The organism is Microbacterium sp. UCD-TDU (genome assembly GCF_000340625.1).
Lineage (GTDB): Bacteria > Actinomycetota > Actinomycetes > Actinomycetales > Microbacteriaceae > Microbacterium > Microbacterium maritypicum.
Genome location: NZ_KB454447.1, coordinates 492267 through 510645 on the forward strand (window position 1 = coordinate 492267; position 18379 = coordinate 510645).

Annotated in this window: 16 protein-coding genes and 1 tRNA gene; 12 read left to right on the forward strand and 5 right to left on the reverse strand. The window is 67.2% G+C overall.

Annotated features, from left to right (window positions below; genetic code table 11):
• The first annotated feature begins 39 nt into the window (after positions 1-39).
• Both D514_RS32665 and D514_RS32670 read left to right on the forward strand, forming a co-directional pair.
• Positions 40-2526, forward strand: a complete 2487-nt coding sequence (locus D514_RS32665; protein WP_017830590.1) for a phosphoketolase — start codon at positions 40-42, stop codon at positions 2524-2526.
• A 4-nt stretch (positions 2527-2530) separates the two neighbouring features.
• Positions 2531-3199, forward strand: coding sequence for a BON domain-containing protein (locus tag D514_RS32670; RefSeq protein ID WP_017830591.1), 669 nt, complete (start codon positions 2531-2533; stop codon positions 3197-3199).
• On the opposite strand, the gene D514_RS32675 is transcribed toward D514_RS32670, so the two are convergent.
• The 3 genes from D514_RS32675 to D514_RS32680 all read right to left on the reverse strand — a co-directional run bounded on the left by D514_RS32675 (position 3193) and on the right by D514_RS32680 (position 5446).
• Complete coding sequence (locus tag D514_RS32675) at positions 3193-3864, reverse strand: response regulator transcription factor (protein WP_017830592.1); 672 nt, start codon at positions 3862-3864, stop codon at positions 3193-3195. The genes D514_RS32670 and D514_RS32675 overlap by 7 nt on opposite strands.
• 267 nt (positions 3865-4131) lie before the next feature.
• Positions 4132-4623: a universal stress protein gene (locus tag D514_RS0119565; RefSeq protein WP_017830593.1), complete on the reverse strand. Its 492-nt coding sequence runs from the start codon at positions 4621-4623 to the stop codon at positions 4132-4134.
• A gap of 64 nt (positions 4624-4687) precedes the next feature.
• Positions 4688-5446, reverse strand: a complete 759-nt coding sequence (locus D514_RS32680) for a universal stress protein (RefSeq protein ID WP_081603922.1) — start codon at positions 5444-5446, stop codon at positions 4688-4690.
• Between the two features lie 124 nt (positions 5447-5570).
• On the opposite strand from D514_RS32680, the gene D514_RS32685 reads away from it, so the two are divergent.
• From D514_RS32685 to adhP, 6 genes are all read left to right on the forward strand, one after another.
• A complete protein-coding gene (locus D514_RS32685; RefSeq protein WP_017830595.1) occupies positions 5571-7268 on the forward strand; it encodes a GAF domain-containing protein in 1698 nt (565 codons plus the stop codon).
• On the forward strand, positions 7265-7933 hold the full coding sequence (locus D514_RS32690) for a response regulator transcription factor (protein WP_017830596.1): 669 nt from the start codon (positions 7265-7267) through the stop codon (positions 7931-7933). The genes D514_RS32685 and D514_RS32690 overlap by 4 nt, the downstream gene beginning before the upstream one ends.
• Before the next feature lie 205 nt (positions 7934-8138).
• Entirely contained in the window at positions 8139-8720 is a 582-nt protein-coding gene (locus tag D514_RS32695; protein ID WP_017830598.1) for a flavodoxin family protein, read from the forward strand.
• The gene (locus D514_RS32700; RefSeq protein ID WP_017830599.1) at positions 8717-10132 is read left to right on the forward strand and encodes an MBL fold metallo-hydrolase; all 1416 of its coding nucleotides are present in this window, start codon (positions 8717-8719) and stop codon (positions 10130-10132) included. Before D514_RS32695 ends, D514_RS32700 begins: the two co-directional genes overlap by 4 nt.
• A gap of 13 nt (positions 10133-10145) precedes the next feature.
• Positions 10146-10985 carry a universal stress protein gene (locus tag D514_RS32705; protein ID WP_017830600.1) on the forward strand — a complete coding sequence of 280 codons (840 nt, stop codon included), beginning with the start codon at positions 10146-10148 and terminating at the stop codon, positions 10983-10985.
• A gap of 89 nt (positions 10986-11074) precedes the next feature.
• The gene (gene adhP, locus D514_RS32710; protein WP_051056618.1) at positions 11075-12133 is read left to right on the forward strand and encodes an alcohol dehydrogenase AdhP; all 1059 of its coding nucleotides are present in this window, start codon (positions 11075-11077) and stop codon (positions 12131-12133) included.
• A 56-nt stretch (positions 12134-12189) separates the two neighbouring features.
• On the opposite strand, the gene D514_RS32715 is transcribed toward adhP, so the two are convergent.
• A tRNA-Leu gene (locus D514_RS32715) sits at positions 12190-12272 on the reverse strand.
• Positions 12273-12373: 101 nt separating this feature from the next.
• Here D514_RS32715 and D514_RS32720 point away from each other — a divergent pair.
• Both D514_RS32720 and D514_RS32725 read left to right on the forward strand, forming a co-directional pair.
• Complete coding sequence (locus D514_RS32720) at positions 12374-12994, forward strand: ANTAR domain-containing response regulator (protein WP_017830602.1); 621 nt, start codon at positions 12374-12376, stop codon at positions 12992-12994.
• Positions 12995-12996: 2 nt separating this feature from the next.
• A complete protein-coding gene (locus D514_RS32725) occupies positions 12997-13572 on the forward strand; it encodes a GNAT family N-acetyltransferase (RefSeq protein ID WP_017830603.1) in 576 nt (191 codons plus the stop codon).
• Here D514_RS32725 and D514_RS32730 read toward each other — a convergent pair.
• Positions 13547-13975, reverse strand: a complete 429-nt coding sequence (locus tag D514_RS32730) for a hotdog fold thioesterase (RefSeq protein WP_017830604.1) — start codon at positions 13973-13975, stop codon at positions 13547-13549. The genes D514_RS32725 and D514_RS32730 overlap by 26 nt on opposite strands.
• 45 nt (positions 13976-14020) lie before the next feature.
• On the opposite strand from D514_RS32730, the gene polA reads away from it, so the two are divergent.
• Together polA and D514_RS32740 are read left to right on the forward strand one after the other, a co-directional pair.
• Positions 14021-16654 carry a DNA polymerase I gene (polA, locus tag D514_RS32735; protein WP_031206150.1) on the forward strand — a complete coding sequence of 878 codons (2634 nt, stop codon included), beginning with the start codon at positions 14021-14023 and terminating at the stop codon, positions 16652-16654.
• 41 nt (positions 16655-16695) lie between these two features.
• A complete protein-coding gene (locus D514_RS32740) occupies positions 16696-18372 on the forward strand; it encodes a DUF885 domain-containing protein (protein WP_017830606.1) in 1677 nt (558 codons plus the stop codon).
• The last annotated feature ends 7 nt before the right edge of the window (positions 18373-18379 follow it).

The window sequence follows — 18379 nt, forward strand, 5'->3', positions numbered from 1 at the left end:
CGTGCTCATGACGCGAACCCCCTTCCGAGACGACACGCGATGAGTGCGTCCGGAGCCCTCAGCTGGCCGAGCATCGAGCCGACAGAACCGTCACCCCCGACGCTGGAGGCTCTGAACGCCTGGTGGCGTGCAGCGAACTACCTGTCGGTGGGGCAGATCTATTTGCTCGACAACCCTCTGCTGCGCGAACCGCTCACCCGCGACCACATCAAGCCGCGACTGCTCGGCCACTGGGGGACCACGCCCGGCCTCAACTTCATCTACGCCCACCTGAACCGCGTCATCCGAGAGCGTGCGCTCGACGTCCTCTTCGTCGCGGGGCCGGGTCACGGAGGGCCCGGTATGGTCGCCAACGCGTACCTGGACGGCACATACAGCGAGGTGTACGACGCGATCCCGCGCAGCGAGGACGGCGTCCGCGCACTGTTCCGCCAGTTCTCCTTCCCCGGGGGGATCCCCAGCCACGTGGCACCGGAGACCCCGGGGTCGATCCACGAGGGTGGCGAGCTGGGCTACTCGCTGTCCCACGCCTACGGGGCCGCATTCGACAATCCGAACCTGCTGGTCGCTGCGGTCGTCGGCGACGGCGAAGCCGAGACCGGGCCCCTGGCGACCGGATGGCACTCGAACAAGTTCCTCGATCCCCAGCATGACGGGGTGGTGCTGCCGATCCTCCACCTGAACGGCTACAAGATAGCCAATCCGAGCGTGCTCGCCCGCATCCCCGAAGAGGAGCTGCTGCAGCTGATGCGCGGGTACGGGCACACACCGTACCTCGTCTCCGGAGGCTTCGACGGCGAGGATCCCCTCGAAGTCCACAGACGATTCGCGCACACCCTGGATCAGGTGCTCAACCAGATCGCGCAGATCAAGGCGGTTGCGGCGTCGGGCGCGCTCGACACCCGCCCCGCCTGGCCGATGATCGTGCTGCGCACACCCAAGGGGTGGACCTGCCCGAAGGTGATCGACGGACATCCGGCGGAGGACAACTGGCGTTCGCACCAGGTTCCCCTTCGGGACGCTCGGGACACGCTCGCGCACACCCAGCTGCTCGAGCACTGGATGCGCTCCTACCGGCCGGAGGAGCTGTTCGACGAGTCGGGTTCGATCAGAGCGTCCGTGGCCGCTCTCGCGCCGGAGGGAGATGCGCGGATGAGTGCCAACCCCGTGGCGAACGGCGGCCTCCTGCGCAGAGACCTGGTTCTCCCGGACTTCCGCGACTACGCCGTCGATGTCCCGTCTCCGGGAGGGTCCGTCAGCGAGGCCACCCGCGTTCTCGGCACCTGGCTGCGCGATGTGATCGCGGCCAACCCGAAGGACTTCCGGATCTTCGGCCCCGACGAGACCGCCTCCAACCGTCTCGACGCCGTCTTCGAGGTCACGGACAAGCAGTGGAACGCCGCGCTGTGGCCGATCGATGACGACAACCACCTGGCCAGGGCCGGCCGCGTCGTCGAGATGCTCAGCGAACACCAATGTCAGGGTTGGCTCGAGGGCTACCTGCTCACGGGGCGCCATGGAGTCTTCAATTCCTACGAGGCGTTCGTGCACATCGTCGACTCGATGATCAATCAGCACGCCAAATGGCTGAAGACCGCGAAGGGCATTCCCTGGCGCCGCCCGATCTCCTCGCTGAACTACCTGCTCAGCTCACACGTCTGGCGTCAGGATCACAACGGGCTGTCGCACCAGGACCCGGGATTCATCGACCACGTGGTGAACAAGAAGGCGGATGTGGTGCGCGTCTACCTGCCCTTCGACGCCAACACGCTCCTGTCGACCTACGATCACTGTCTGCGTTCGGTGCACTATGTCAACGTCGTCGTCGCCGGCAAGCAGCCGGCGCCGAACTGGTTGACGATGTCGGAGGCGATCGAACACTGCACGCGGGGGCTGGGCATCCTGGAATGGGCAGGGAACGAGCGGACGGATCAGGAACCGGACGTCGTCCTCGCAGCGGCGGGTGATGTCCCGACGCTGGAGGTGCTCGCCGCGGCAGCCATCATCCGTGAGCGCATGCCCCGGCTGAGCGTCCGGGTCGTCAACGTGGTCGACCTGATGCGTCTCCAGAGCGAGGGTGAGCATCCGCACGGACTCAGCGACCGCGAGTACGACGCCGTCTTCACCGAGGACAGGCCTGTGATCTTCGCCTACCACGGCTATCCGTGGCTCATCCACCGCCTCACGTACCGGCGGCACGGACACGACAACCTCCATGTGCGCGGCTACATCGAGGAGGGCACCACGACGACACCGTTCGACATGGTCATGATGAACGACATGGACCGGTTCCACCTCGTGATCGACGTGATCGACCGGGTGCCCGGCCTCGCCTCCACGCACGCGGTGCTGAGACAGGAGATGCAGGATGCGCGGCTTCGCGCGCGGGCCTACACGCGCGCGCACGGCGAGGATGCGCCTGAGATCGCGGGGTGGACCTGGAGCAGCGTCGCCACCCCGAACGATCGCGACCGCGGGAGCTCTGCGCCTTCCATCGAACCCGAGCACCACGATCAGAAGGAGTAGCACCATGACATCCGCCACCCGCATCGATGACGAAGACCTGCAGCGAGCGGTCCAGCAGGAGCTGGAGTGGACCCCCGATGTCGACAGTGCGGGGATCGGCGTCGCGGTCGAAGACGGCACCGTGGCCCTCTCCGGTGAAGTCGACACCCACACCGAGCGCCTGGCGGCTCGACACGCCGCCCTGCGCGTGCGCGGAGTGAATGCCGTCATCGACCACCTCGTCCTGCCGTCGTCGCCTGACGAACACATGGCCGACACCGCCGTCGCGGAAGAGGTGGAGCACGCTCTTCGCGCTGCCGCTGACGTCCCTCCCGGCGTGAAGGCGGTGATCGAGGGCGGCGACGTCAGCCTCATGGGGGAGGTGGACTGGGACTACGAGCGGCGCGCCGCGAAGCGCGCGGTGCAGCATCTGAAAGGTGTGCGAACCGTCAACAGCATGATCACGCTCACCGCCCGGCCCTCGGCAGCGGATGCAGAGGAACGCATCCGCGGCGCGATCAGGCGCAACGCGCTCGTCGACGCGCACACGATCGAGGTCGCGGTCTCGGGCACCTCCGTCATGCTCACCGGCACGGTCCGATCGTGGGCGGAGAAGAATCAGGCTGTGGAAGCGGCCTGGGCCTCTCCGCATGTGACCGAGGTCGACAACCGCATCGTGGTCCGCCCTTATTGACGAGGTGGCGCGGAAGGCGCACCGGGAGCGCCGATTCCGGCCGTCCGTTCCGTTTCGAGCACGGCCGCCTGCGTCCGGCGCTCCAGCCCGAGCTTGCTGAGCACGGAGGAGACGTAGTTCTTCACCGTCTTCTCCGCGAGCCCGAGACGGTCGCCGATCTGAGCGTTGGTCAGTCCTTCGGCGATCAGCGCGAGCGTCTGCTTCTCGCGCAGGTTGAGCGACCCATAACGAGGGTCCTCCGTGCGGGCGTCGCGCACCCGATGGGTGATGCGGCGCACCATCGAGGGATTCAGCAGCGACTCTCCGTCGGCCACCGCACAGACGGCACGCACGAGTTCGTCGGTGTGCAGACTCTTCAACAGGTAGCCGGAGGCATCGCCCATGACGGCGGCGACGAGCGCGTCGTCATCGTCGAATGCGGTCAGGATCAGGCAGCGCACGCTCGGATGGGCGTGGCGGATGTGGCGACACAGATCGATACCGCTGCCGTCAGGGAGATGCACGTCCAGGACGGCGACGTGGGGGAGCGTCTCGGCGATCCGGATGACCGCCTCGCTGCAGGTCGATGCTTCTCCAACCACTGTCAGATCGGGGTGCGCGTCGAGGAGTCCGGCGATGCCGCGGCGCACGATCTCGTGATCGTCGACCAGGAACACGCGGTGCATTCGTCCCTCTCTTCGTTGTCGGGCCGCGGGGTGGCCATCCGGCGGGTGCGGGCGTGCAGCTCACAGTACAGCTCGCGACTCGGACGGGAACAGGACTCGTCGTAGGACCAAAGACCCACGGCAGCATGGTTCATGCGCCATAACCTCGCGTTCTGGGAAAACGAGGGGGAAGTGGCCTGCACCGGGGATGGCCACTCCGAGAAGGAAGGGGCAGGGCCCGCGCGCGAGGGGCAGCGCGGTCCCTCTCTCTTCTCTCTGCCGCGACGCTCAGGACCGTCTTGGCGCAGCGGAGAGCCGGGGGGCTTCGGATGTGGCGGGATACCGCATCGGTGTGTGGAAGACGAGCACTGGACAGCGGGCGTGGGCCGCGCACGCGGTACTGACGGAACCGAGCAGCAGCCCGGCGAATCCGCCATGTCCTCGGCTGCCGACGACGAGCATCGAAGCACGGTCGCTCTGTTCGATGAGCACCTCTGCGGCGCGGCCGGGAATGACCGATTGTGTGAACCGCTCCGGAGGCGAACCCTGGAACGCTGCGCGCACGGCATCGAGGAGGCACCGCTGCGCATCGTTCTCGGGAGACCAGTCGGTGCCGGGATCGAACGGATCGAGCATCACCGGATAGGTCCACGTGGTCACCGCCGTGAGCGGGGCCTCGAGTGCAGCGGCGATGCGCGCCGCGTACGACAACGCCTCCACGGAGGCAGCGGAGCCGTCGACACCGACGACGATGGGGAATGGTTCGACGATGTCTGTCATCCGTCCAGGATTCTCCCCGCAGTGGCGGATCGCAGAGGCGAACGTCCCACGGTGTGCTCTCGACTCATTCCACGTGCTCGAAACGACCGCCGGGCACGATGAGGACGGGTGCGTTGATGTTGACCAGGACGTCCTGGACGACAGGTCCGAGGGAATGCTCGCTGCGATGCGCATGCCCGGCGCCGATGACGACGAGTGCGGCGTTCCGGGAGGCGTCCAGCAGCGCTTCCGCGGGCGGTCGCACGGTCTCGCGCGTTCGCAGCGTGGCCCGAGGGTGCAGCCGCTGAACCAGAGCGGCCGCCTGTTCCAGCGCGGATGCCGACGTCTCCACGGGTGCGGGAACGATGCCGGAGAACGAGGAGTGCATGACCTGCAGCGGCTCCCCGCGGCCTGCCGCCTCTTCGCATGCAGCACGGACGACAGGATCTAGCAGGTCATCGGTCTTCACCCCGGCGACAACCCCCGAGCGGAAGCGCAGATCGAGGTGCGGCACGACAACGACGGCACACCGCGCCACCGCCGCGATGCGCAGACTCATGGTGCCGAAGACCCGGCTGTGGATGAACCCCGTCTTGCCGGTACTGATCACCAGGGCGTCGTCATCGTGGAGGAAGCGGGCGAGCTGCTCCGGCACGGGCCCCCTCGGGAGTACGACGTCCGTCGTCCTGTGCGGTTCGGGGTGCGCGAAATCCGCATCGTCTCCGGTCGCCACATGCACGCGGACGACCGGAACGCCGGCCGCGGCAGCATGCGACTCGGCCCACGCATGCGCCGTTTCCTCGCCACCGCGTCCCTTGAGCGCCACGACATATCGTGCAGGCATTCGTGCTCCCTCTCTCGGTGGAATGCCATCGTGCGACGAGGGAGGTCGACTCTCAAGAGTCGAAGGTCCCGCAGAGGCCGTTGGAGAGTAATGTCGGCAATGTCTGCCGCGGGAGGTGGCTGAGATGGACGACGAAGAGCTTCGGTTCCCGGATCAGCGTCGATCCGAGCTGGAGAGCACGATCGGCGAGCTGGTCGAACGAGCTCAGCATGTGCTCAGCGCGCAGGGCCGACTGCGCAGTCTGCTCCGCGCGAGCCAGGCGGTGGTGGAAGACCTCGAGCTCGAACAGGTGCTTCGCCACATCGTCGAGGCCGCCGTGACTCTGGTGGATGCGCAATACGGCGCGCTCGGTGTGATCGACCGCGAGGGGCGCCTGGAGCAGTTCATCCACGTCGGGATGCCGGACGACGTCGCTGCTCGGATCGGCCATCTCCCGGAGGGGCATGGTGTGCTCGGGGCGGTCATCGAGAGCGCGCATCCGATCCGCCTGGTCGACCTCGGTGCCGATCCGCGATCGGTGGGACTGCCCCCGCACCATCCGGTCATGCGAACGTTCCTCGGTGTTCCGATCCGGGTGCGCGGGGAGATATATGGGAATCTGTATCTCACCAACCGCACGGGCGGCGAATTCACTGACGAAGACGAAGAGCTGGTGCTCGCCCTCGCGACCACGGCCGCGATCGCGATAGACAATGCGCGTCGCTATGAGGAGTCCCAGCGCCTTCAACGCCTCAGTCACGCCCTCGCTGAGATCTCCGCGGCGTTGCTCTCAGCGGACGTGGGTGACGTCTTCGGCGTGGTGGCGGAGAAGGTGGCCTCCGTCATCGATACCGATCTGGTGCTGATCGTCGCGCCGGGAGCCGAGGAGGGGCGCTACCACGTGGAGACAGCCCGAGGAGTCGGTGCCGATCGGCTCGAGGGCACGGAGGTTCCCGATGGCGATTCCCTGATCGCCCGGGCGATGAGCGGCGCAAGCGTCGTCTCCAACGCCGATCCTGCCGAGTCGCCCTCCTTCGAAGGGCATCTCTCCGGAGGATCGACCATTGCCGTCCCCCTTCTCGTCGCGGGCACGCCCGCGGGTGTCCTGTGCGTGGTCCGCGACGCGACGCAGAACCACTTCTCGTCCGAGGATCTGTCGGTGCTCTCCGAGTTCGCCGCGCAAGCGGGCATCGCCGTCGCTCTCGCGCATGCCCGTGCTGACCGTCAGCGGCTGGATCTGATCGAGGATCGTGCCCGGATCGCACGAGACCTTCACGACAACGTCATACAGCGGCTGTTCGGGACGGGGCTCGGCCTGCAGGCGCTGGCGGCGACCACGCCTGATCGTGCCGAAGCCATCTCCGCGCATGCCGGAGAGATCGATGCGGCCATCTCCGACTTCCGCACGGCCATCTTCGCTCTTCAGACCACGGACCCCGAGTCGGTCCGTCATCGACTCCTCGATGTCGTGGGCGAGTTCACCCCGAATCTCCGCAGCGCTCCCCGTATCTCGTTCTCCGGTCCCGTCGACCTCCTCGTCACCGGCCCGCTCGGTGAGGACATCGTGGCCGTGGTGCGCGAGTCGCTGAGCAACATCGCCCGTCATGCGCACGCCACGACGTCGGAGGTCATCGTCGCCGTCACGGCATCCCATGTCACGGTCGTCGTCGACGACGACGGGATCGGTATGCCCGAGAACCCGGAGCGCGTCAGCGGAACGGCGAACCTGGAGATGCGCGCGCGAGCGCATGGCGGCACGTTCACGGTCGCGGCCCGAGACCTCGGCGGCACGAGGGTCCGCTGGCGGGCGCCGTTCGAGGCGGAGACGACGGGCTCCCGATGATCGGCGTGTTCCTGGTGGATGACCACAGTGTCGTCCGTCGCGGAGTCGCGCAGATCCTCGACGCGGAGCCGGGGCTCGAGGTGGTCGGGGAATCCGGCACTGTGCGCGGCACGCTCGGGCGAGTGGAGGCGACTTCGCCGGATGTCGTCGTGCTCGACGTGCGGCTCCCGGACGGCAGCGGCGTGGATCTCTGCCGGAGCATCCGATCGGCGCACCCCGGGATCCGATGCCTCATGCTCACGGCCTTCGACGACGACGCGGCGAGCGCCGCCTCGGTGATCGCCGGCGCGTCGGGGTATGTCCTGAAGACGATCCGTGGCACTTCTCTCATCGACTCGATCCGCCGGGCGGCGGCCGGTGAGGACTTGACGCCTCCGGCAGTCACGGCGCGTGTGCGCACCGAGCTCGTTTCTCGAGCGACGGCCCCGCCCGCCCCCGAGGCACCGCTGACCCTGCGCGAGAGCCAGATTCTGCGATTGATCGCGGAAGGACTCACGAACCGTCAGATCGGCGAGCGCCTCGGCCTCGCAGAGAAGACGGTCAAGAACTACGTCTCTGGTCTCCTCGCGAAGCTCGGCATGCAGCGTCGCACGCAGGCGGCCGTCTACGGTGCCACGGAGCACTTCTCCGATCGAGCGACGGCGGAGCGCTTCGATCCGTCCTGAACGTTCATGGGACGTTCGACCCTGACGGGGGCACCACACGGGAGAAGCATGTCTCGTCGGGGCACTCCCGCCACCGTCAGAGGAGCATCATGGCCGACTCGACCTTCGCCGCAGATCGTCCACTCGTGGTCGATCCCGCCGATCTGCAGCTTCCGCCCACTCAGCCGATCGACATCACCGCTCTCCTGCATGAGGGAACGCGATCGTGACGGGTGCATACGCGCATGCCGACGCCCCGTCCACGGACATCGTCTTCGAGTCCTTCTTCGGCAACACCCGCCTTGTGGCCGAGGCGATCGCGCACGGTGTGCGGCAGCATCTCGTCGTCGCCCTCGTCGACGTGCGCAATGAGGTTCCCGCGAACGAGCACGGCGTCCTCGTGGTCGGAGCGCCCACTCACGCCCACTCGCTGAGCAGACCGGCATCCCGACGCGAGGCCGCGATCTGGGCAAAGGACCTCGGGAAGCACCTGGCGCTCGAGCAGGGAAGCCGAGCGACCGGGATCCGGGAGTGGATCGAGACCGACCCGCGCGCGGTGTCCGGCTTCGCCGCGTTCGACACCCGTGTCGACATGCCGAGGATCTTCACCGGCTCGGCGGCGACGGCGATCAGCACGCGGCTGCGGAAACGGGGGCTGCGAGAACTCGTCCGCCCCGAGAGCTTCCTGGTCGACAAGGACAGCCGGCTCCTCGCCGGTGAGCTCGAACGCGCCCACGCCTGGGGTGCCGCACTCGCCCTCGCGGCGCTCTCGGGATCGTCGGCAGTGACCAGCCGGTCACGACCATGACTACGACGAAGGGCAGTGCCGCGAGCCTGACCTTTCTCGGGGCCGCCGATACGGTGACAGGCTCCCGCTATCTCGTCAGTGCCCCTTCCTCGCGGATCCTCGTGGATTGCGGGCTGTTCCAGGGATTCAAGGTACTCCGCGAGCGCAATCGTGCACCGTTTCCGGTCCCTCCGGATTCCGTCGACGCGGTGGTCCTCACCCACGCGCATCTGGATCACTCCGGGTACCTCCCGGCACTCGTCAGAGACGGGTTCGGGGGTCGCATCTACGCGAGTGCCGGAACGGCGTCCCTCTGCCGGATCATGCTCATGGACAGTGCCTATCTGCTCGAGGAGGAGGCACGGCATGCGGCGAAGCACAAGTGGTCTCGACATGAGCATCCCCGACCTCTCTACACGACGCAGGATGCGGAGCGCGCCGTGGAACGGTTCGTCATCGTGCCGGAAGGGGAGGAGACATCTGTATCCGGCGCGATCGGGATCGTGCTTCATCCGGCCGGTCACATCCTGGGCGCCATGAGCGCATATGTCGACGTCGACGGTCGTCGGCTGTGCTTCACCGGTGACCTCGGACGAACCGATGACCCCCTCATGCGGCCGCCGCACCCCTTCGAAGGCGCCGACGTCCTCGTGACCGAATCCACGTATGGAGATCGCGCACACAGCACTGTCGACCCGGAAACGTCGTTGGGGGACATCGTGCGGCGCACGGTGCGACGCAACGGTGTGGTGCTCATCCCCGCCTTCGCCGTCGGACGCACCGAGACGGTGCTGTTGCATCTGTCCCGCCTACGGGATCGCGGTGAGATCCCCGATGTGCCGATCTACGTCAACAGCCCGATGGCGATCAGCGTCGCCGAGGTGTATCGACGCCACCCTGAGGAACATCGGCTGTCCCGAGAAGAGGTCGATCGGCTGTATGGGCTCGCGACGCCCATCCACAGCGTCGACGACTCGAAACTGCTCAATCTGCGCGGAGGGCCGATGATCATCATCTCGGCCAGCGGAATGCTCGCAGGCGGTCGGATTCTCCACCATCTTCAGGCCTACGCCCCCGATGAGCGCAATGCGATCGTCCTCACCGGGTACCAGGCCGGCGGCACACGCGGAGCTCGTCTCCTGTCCGGCGCGCGCACGCTGCGCGTGTTCGGCAGAGAGATCGCCGTGGACGCTGAGGTGGTGGCGATCGACTCGATGTCCGCGCATGCCGATGCCGATGGCGTGCTCCGTTGGATGCGGGGCGCCTCGCACGCGCCCGGTGCCGTGTACGTCACGCACGGCGAACCCGCCGCCGCCGACGCGCTGCGGCTTCGGATCGAACACGAGCTGGGGTGGCCGGCGCGCGTTCCCGCCCACGGAGAAGAAGTACCGATCAGTCCCGAGCCCCGACCGCGCGCACGTTTCGCCCCCTGAAAGGAAACCACTCATGCAAGAGAGCATCCTGGTCGGAGTCGTCGATACTCCCGCTTCGCGTCGAGCCGTCGAGTGGGCGGCGCATCGCGCGAATGAACGGCTCAGCAGGGTGGAACTCCTCTCGGTCGTGGGCGGCGCGATCGGCACGGTCGGCGAAGGGGCGGTCGTCGCCGAGGCCATCAGCCTGACGCACACGCTGCTCGAACGCGAAGCGGAGCGGGTCAGGGCGCACGGGGTGAAGGCGGACACCGTGGTCTCGCGCGGAGATCCGGTGGAGGAACTGATCAGCGCATCGATGGTGTTCGATCTCCTCGTGATCGGAAGCGACTTCCGGGGGGATCATGCAGGTGCGCGGAGCATCCACCACGGCATCCGTGTGGCAGCAGGTGCCCACTGCCCGGTGGTCGTCGTTCCCGACATCGACCTCGCCGGTCGGCGCGGCGTGATCGTGGGCGTCGACGGATCCGCGGTGTCCGGGAAGCTCATCGACTTCGGCGCGGCCGAAGCCGCGCGCACCGGCGATCCGCTCACCGTCGTCAACACCTGGGTCACGGTCCCGTTGCCGCTCAACATGTCGGCCTATCCTGCGGACTATCTCTCCGGCATGCAGAAGGTGACGGAGGAGGCACTGACGGATTCTCTGGCGGGGATCCCTCGCCTGTACCCGGGGCTCGAGGTGCATCGAGTCGTCGAGCGAGGTTATGCCGCGACCGTCATCAACCGCCTTGCGCGGGACGCGCGTCTCACGGTCATCGGCTCTCACGGCCGTGGTGCGATCGTCCGATTCCTCCTCGGTTCGACCAGCCAAGAGGTCCTCTCGAGTCCCTCCACCGTCACTGTGCTCGTCCGGTGAGCGCCCGGCACGGTGGGACTTTCGACCCGGGGAAGCGCGTCCGGCGGCGTCAGACTCGAGGCATCCACGAGTCCCGTCCAGGAGGAATGATGCGAGCAGCAGTCGTCACAGAGTTCGGTGCACCGGCGCAGGTGGAAGAGCGTCCGATCCCGCAGCCCGGTCCGGGACAGGTCTTGGTCCGGGTGGAGACATGCGGACTGTGCCACACCGATATCCACGCCATGCGCGGAGATTGGCCGGTCAAGCCCCCGCTCCCGCTCATCCCGGGGCACGAAGGCGTCGGCATCGTCGAACAGCTCGGCGACGGCGTGACCAGCCGCACGGTCGGACAGAGAGTCGCGATGCCCTGGCTCGGCCACGCATGCGGCGAATGCCGTTACTGCGTCGATGGTCGAGAGAACCTCTGCGAGAGCCAGTACAACAACGGCTACGCCGTCGACGGCGGCTACGCCGAGTACATGCTGGCAGACGCCCGCTTCGCCGTTCCCGTTCCGGACGGCATCACCGCGATCGACGCCGCGCCGCTCACCTGCGCCGGAGTCACGACCTACGCGGCGATCAAGAACGCGCATGTCACGCCGGGCGAGACGGTCGCGATCTTCGGGGTCGGGGGGCTCGGTCACCTTGCGGTGCAGTATGCGCGCCTGGTGGGCGCCAAGGTCATCGCGGTGGACATCACTGATGAGAAGCTCGACCTGGCGTCCGAGCTGGGTGCCGACCACGTGGTGAACGCCGCCGACGCCGATCCTGTCGCTGCGATCCGCGATCTCGGTGGCGCGGACGTCGTCGTCGTCCTCGCGGTCGCGCCAGCGGTCTTCGACCAGGCGTTCCGTTCTCTGAACCGCGGCGGCAGGCTCGTGCTGGTATCCCTCCCCGCCGGTGGGGAGCTCACGGTGCCGATCTTCGACACCGTGCTCAAGGGGATCAGCATCATCGGCTCCATCGTCGGGACCAGGCAGGATCTGGCCGAGGTGTTCGACCTTCACGCCGCCGGACGGACGCGGGTCGTCACCGAACCCCGTGAGCTGGACCAGGTCAACGCATCGGTCGACGAGGTGCTGGCGGGGACCGTGCCGGCCCGCCTCGTGTTCCGCTATCACACCGCCGATGTCGTCCCGACGCACGACGGGACCGCCGCGTCCCTGTGAGTCGGCGACCTCGACGTTGAGGAGGAAAACCCCGTTCGAGAGTCATTCATCAAGGGTGCCGGCGGTGGGACTCGAACCCACACGCCCTTTCGGACAAAGCATTTTGAGTGCTCCGCGTCTGCCATTCCGCCACGCCGGCTCGTGTGTCGCGTCTATGACTTTAGCGCAGGGGAGGGGGAGTGATCCTCCGCGCAGAGTGGTTACGGCCTGCAGTCAGGGGCACTCCACTAGGATGGTTCTGTGACAGAGCAAGAAGAGCAGGCTGAGCAGCCCACGTCATCCGCACCCCGACGCGTTGTCGTCGCTGAAGATGAGTCGCTGATCCGTCTCGACATCGTCGAGATCCTCCGCGACAACGGCTTCGACGTCGTCGGTGAGGCCGGTGATGGAGAGACCGCGGTCGCTCTGGCGACCGAGCTGCGCCCCGACCTCGTCATCATGGATGTCAAGATGCCTCAGCTCGACGGCATCAGCGCCGCCGAGAAGCTGCACAAGGGCAACATCGCCCCCGTCGTCCTCCTCACGGCTTTCAGCCAGAAGGAGCTCGTCGAGCGTGCCAGCGAGGCCGGTGCTCTCGCGTACGTCGTGAAGCCGTTCACTCCGAACGACCTCCTGCCGGCGATCGAGATCGCGCTGGCCCGCCACGAGCAGATCATCACGCTCGAGGCCGAGGTCGCCGACATGGTCGAGCGCTTCGAGACCCGCAAGCTCGTCGATCGGGCCAAGGGCCTGCTCAACGAGAAGATGGGTCTGAGCGAGCCCGAGGCGTTCCGCTGGATCCAGAAGGCCTCCATGGATCGCCGCCTCACGATGCAGGACGTCGCCAAGGCGATCATCGAGCAGCTCGCGCCCAAGAAGTAAGAGTGAGCGCCGGGGTCATCCGGCTCGATGCCGAGCACATCCTGCGGCCCGTGCGCCTGGGGGATGGCGCCGCGCTCTCGAGGGCGTATCTGGCGAACCGCGACCACCTCGCACCGTGGGAGCCTTCACGCACGGAGGCGTTCTTCACCGTCGCCTCGCAGGAGCAGCACGCGCAGCAGTGCGTCGACGATGCGTCCGCAGGTCGCAGCTTCCGCTTCGTCATCTCGTCCGACGACGGCGAGATCCGCGGACGGATGAACATCAACAACGTCGTCCGTGGTGCGTTCTGGAGCGCCGATCTCGGCTACTGGGTCGACGTCTCGCGGCTGCGTCGTGGGCTCGCGCATCGCGCGGTCGCGCAGATCATCGAGTACTCGCGCACGGAACTGGGACTTCATCGGCTGCAGGCGGCCACGCTGGTGCACAACCTCGGCTCCCAGAGCGTGCTGCGAGGAAACGGCTTCGAGCGCATCGGGATGGCGCCGAAGTACCTCCGCATCGCGGGGGAGTGGCAGGACCACCTCCTCTTCCAGCGACTGCTGGAGGAACCGCTCAGCGCTCGGCGGGAAGGTCCTTGATCATGTTGGTGATGCGGATCGTGGAGCAACGTCGCCCCTGATCGTCGGTCACCACGATCTCGTGCACCGTGATGCTGCGGCCCAGGTGGACAGGCGTGCAGACACCGGTGACGACGCCCGACGTCGCCGAACGCGTGTGCGTCGCGTTGATGTCGACGCCGACGGCGAGCCGTCCGGCTCCGGCGTGCAGATTGGCCGCCATCGATCCGAGGGACTCTCCGAGGACCACATAGGCGCCGCCGTGCATGAGTCCGACAGGCTGCGTGTTGCCCTCGACCGGCATCGTCGCGACGCAGCGGTCGACGCTGAATTCGACGAACTCCATGCCCATCTTCTCGGCCAGAGCACCCATTCCGCGGGCTGTGGCCCAGTCGAGTCCTTCGCTCGTCGCGACGTCGCTCATGCATCCTCCTCAGCGGGTGTCTGTCGTCCTCGTTAGGCTGACAGGGTGACGGACTCCGCAAAGCCTACCCTCATGGTCGTCGACGGCCATTCGCTCGCCTATCGTGCCTTCTTCGCCCTCCCGGTCGACAACTTCACGACCAAAGACAACCAGCACACGAACGGCATCTACGGCTTCCTGTCGATGCTGGTGAACCTCATCAAGGCCGAGCAGCCGACGCACCTGGCGATCGCCTTCGACACCTCGCGTCACTCGTTCCGCACCGACGAGTATCCGGAGTACAAGGCAACGCGCTCCGAGTCGCCTCAGGAGTTCAAGGGGCAGATCCCGCTGCTCCAGGAGTGCCTCGCCGCGATGTCGATCCCGGTGCTGACGAAGGAAGGGATCGAGGCCGACGACATCCTCGCCACGCTCGCGTCTCAGGGTGCCGAACAGGGCTTCGACGTGCTCGTCGTCTCGGGAGACCGCGACACCATCCAGCTCGTCAACGACGATGTCACGCTGCTGTACCCGTCGGTGCAGGGCGTCTCCCAGCTCAAGCGCTACGACCCGACGACCGTCCAGGAGCGCTACGGGGTCCGGCCGGAGCAGTATCCCGACATCGCCGCTCTCGTCGGCGAGACCAGCGACAACCTGCCCGGTGTGCCGAAGGTGGGGGAGAAGACCGCCGTCAAGTGGCTCACGCAGTTCGGGTCGCTCGACGAACTGATCGCCCGAGCCGACGAGATCAAGGGTGTGGTCGGCGGTAACCTCCGCGATCACATCGACGACGTGCGCCGCAACCGCAAGCTCAACCGTCTGCTCACCGACGTGGAGCTTCCCGTCGGCCCTGCCGATCTCGCGGTCGCGCCGATCGATGCCCAGGCCGTGCGTGACATCTTCGCGCGCCTGGAGTTCCGCACGCTGCTCCCGCGGGTGTTCGAGGCCGTCGGTGCGGGCGAGGTCGCCGACGATCCCGCATCCGTGGTCGTCCTTCCTGTGCCTGTGGAGGTGACGCCCGCCGAGCTCGCATCCTGGGGTTCGGCACAGGAAGGCGAAGTCTCCCTCCGTGTCACGACACAGGGCGGAGTGCCCGTGCGCATCGGTGCCGCCACCCTGACCGAGCTCCGCGAATCCGACTGGACCGAAGCCGCGCCCGAGGCGCTGCGCGGATGGATCGAGTCCGACGCGTCGAAGGTGCTCCACGACGCGAAGGCGCAGGTGAAGGCACTGATCCGTCAAGGCATCCGCCTCGGCGGCCTTTCGTACGACACGAGTCTCGCCGGCTGGCTGCTACGACCCAGCTTCCCGGACAAGACCCTCTCCGACCTGGTCGAGCGCTACCTGGGCGAGAAGCTCCCCGAGGCCGACCCGTCGCAGCTCGTGCCCGAAACCGAGGGCGCGACGCCTTCGCAGGAGGCGTGGTTCGCGCTGCGCGTCGCCGAGGCTCTTCGGGAAGACATCCCCGAGCCGGTCGCCAAGGTCTTGGTCGACATCGAGCTGCCGACGCTGCTCACCCTCGCCGACATGGAGGTCGCGGGCGTCGCGGTCTCGCACGACGTGCTGTCCACGTTCTCCGGCGAGCTCGCCGCCCGCGCCGAGGCACTCGCGCAGGAGGCCTTCTCCGTGGTCGGACGCGAGTTCAACCTCGGCTCGCCCAAGCAGCTGCAGGAGGTCCTGTTCGAAGACCTGCAGCTGCCGAAGACCCGTAAGACCAAGACCGGGTACTCGACGGATGCCGCGGTTCTCGCCGACCTGCAGGAGAGCAATCCCCACCCGTTCCTGAACCTGCTGCTGCAGCACCGTGAGGCCACCAAGCTGCGTCAGATCATCGAGTCGCTCGATACCGCGATCGGCGACGACCACCGCGTGCACACGACGTATGTGCAGACCGGAAGCCAGACGGGGCGTCTGTCCAGCACCGACCCCAACCTGCAGAACATCCCGGTGCGTACCGAGGAGTCCCGTCGTATCCGCAGTGCGTTCGAGGTGGGCGAGGGCTATGAGGCGCTTCTCACCGCCGACTACTCGCAGATCGAGATGCGCATCATGGCGCACCTCTCCGGCGACGAAGGCCTCATCGAGGCGTTCAACAGCGGGGAAGACCTGCACCGTTTCGTCGGTGCGCGGGTCTTCGGAGTCGAGCCGAGCGAGGTGACGGCGGCCATGCGCACCAAGGTCAAGGCGATGTCGTACGGCCTTGTCTATGGGCTCTCCGCGTTCGGCCTCTCCAAGCAGTTGCGCATCGAGCAGTCCGAGGCCAAGCAGCTCATGATCGAGTACTTCGCGCGGTTCGGCGCCGTGCGCGACTATCTGCGCGCGTCGGTCATGAAGGCGAAAGAGGTCGGCTACACCGAGACGATCTTCGGCCGCCGCCGTCCGTTCCCCGACCTGGCGAGCCCGAACCGGGTGTTGCGCGAGAACGCCGAGCGCGCGGCCCTCAACGCCCCTATCCAGGGCAGCGCCGCAGACATCATGAAGATCGCGCTCCTGCACATCCACGATGATCTCCGCTCGGAGCAGCTCTCCTCGCGCGTGCTGCTGCAGATCCATGACGAGCTCGTCGTCGAGGTCGCTCCCGGGGAGTGGGACGCGACCGAGCGCATCGTGCGGGCGCGGATGGGTGACGCTGCCGACTTGTCGGTGCCGCTCGACGTGCAGGTCGGTCGCGGTCGCGACTGGAACGAAGCCGCGCACTGAGGTCCGGCGGCGGAAGGGGGCCGGGGATTAGGCTGACAGCTATGACTTCAGCTCCCCGCACCCCCTCCGCCATCGACGCCGTCGCCGATGAATGGGTCGACACGATCGCGGTCCTGGCGCCCACGCTCGGGACGTATATCGGCCGCGACGAGGTGAACGACCGTTTCGGCGACCTGAGCCCGGCGGGGCATGAGGAGATCGCCGCGGCGACCCGCGCGACCCTCGACAAGCTCTCCGCACTCGAGCCGGTCGATGCGATCGACGAGGTCACCAAGACCGACCTCGGAGCCGAGCTGCGTCTCGACCTCGAGCTGCACGACGCGAAATGGCATCTGCGTGACCTCAACGTCATCGCCTCGGCCGCGCAGGATGTGCGCGCGGCGTTCGATCTGATGCCGACCGCGACCGTCGAGAACTGGGATGTGATCGCGACGAGGCTCGCCGCGGTCCCCGAGGCACTGCGCGGTTACGTCGAGACCCTGCGTACCGGGATCGCCGAGGGAGTGACGCCTGCGCGACGCCAGGTCGTCGAGGTCGCGACGCAGATCGATCGCTACACGGCCGATGACGGCTTCTTCGCCGCCTTCGTGGCCGATGCCGATCCCGATGAGGGGCAGCTGCCCGCTTCGCTCGCGCGCAGCCTCGCCGACAACTCCGCCGCCGCACGTGTCGCTTACGACGAGCTTCGTCGCTTCCTCGTGGAAGAGCTCGCTCCCGCGACGGGCGAGGTCGACGCGGTCGGACGCGACCTGTATGCGCTGAACTCCCGTCGCTTCCTCGGGGCGACGATCGACCTCGACGAGACGTACGAGTGGGGGCGCGAGGAGCTCGCGCGCATGGTGGCCGAGCAGACCGCGATCGCGAACGAGATCCTGCCCGGTGCGTCCGTGGAAGAGGCCGTCGCCCATCTCGAGGCGGATCCCGCCCGCAAGCTCGTCGGCACCGACGCGCTCCAGAGGTGGATGCAGGAGACGAGCGACCGCGCAGTCGCCGAGCTCGGCGCCTCGCACTTCGACATTCCAGAGGCCATCCGCACTCTCGAGTGCATGATCGCCCCCACGCAGGAGGGCGGCATCTACTACACCGGGCCGACGGATGACTTCTCCCGTCCCGGCCGCATGTGGTGGTCGGTCCCCGAGGGCGTGACCGAGTTCGACACCTGGCGCGAGCTGACCACCGTGTTCCATGAGGGCGTGCCGGGACACCACCTCCAGATCGCCCAGGCCGTGTACAACCGGGCCGAGCTCAACTCCTGGCGCCGTCTGCTCGCCGGCACCTCGGGTCATGCCGAGGGCTGGGCTCTGTATGCCGAACGCCTGATGGAGCAGCTGGGTTACCTCGACGACCCCGCCGACCGTCTCGGCATGCTCGACGGACAGCGTATGCGGGCCGCCCGCGTGGTGCTCGACATCGGCGTGCACCTGGGCAAGCCGCGACTCGACGGTACGGGTGTCTGGGACGCCGAGTACGCACTGGACTTCATGCGCCGGAACGTGAACATGTCGGACCAGTTCGTGCAGTTCGAGGTGAATCGCTACCTGGGCTGGCCAGGGCAGGCGCCGTCCTACAAAGTCGGTCAGCGCATCTGGGAACAGGTTCGTGACGGCGTCCGCGCAGCCGAAGGCGATGCGTTCTCCTTCAAGGACTTCCACAAGCGCGCACTCGACATGGGCGGTGTCGGCCTCGACACGCTGCGCAGCGCTTTGCTTCCGCGCTGACGGGAAT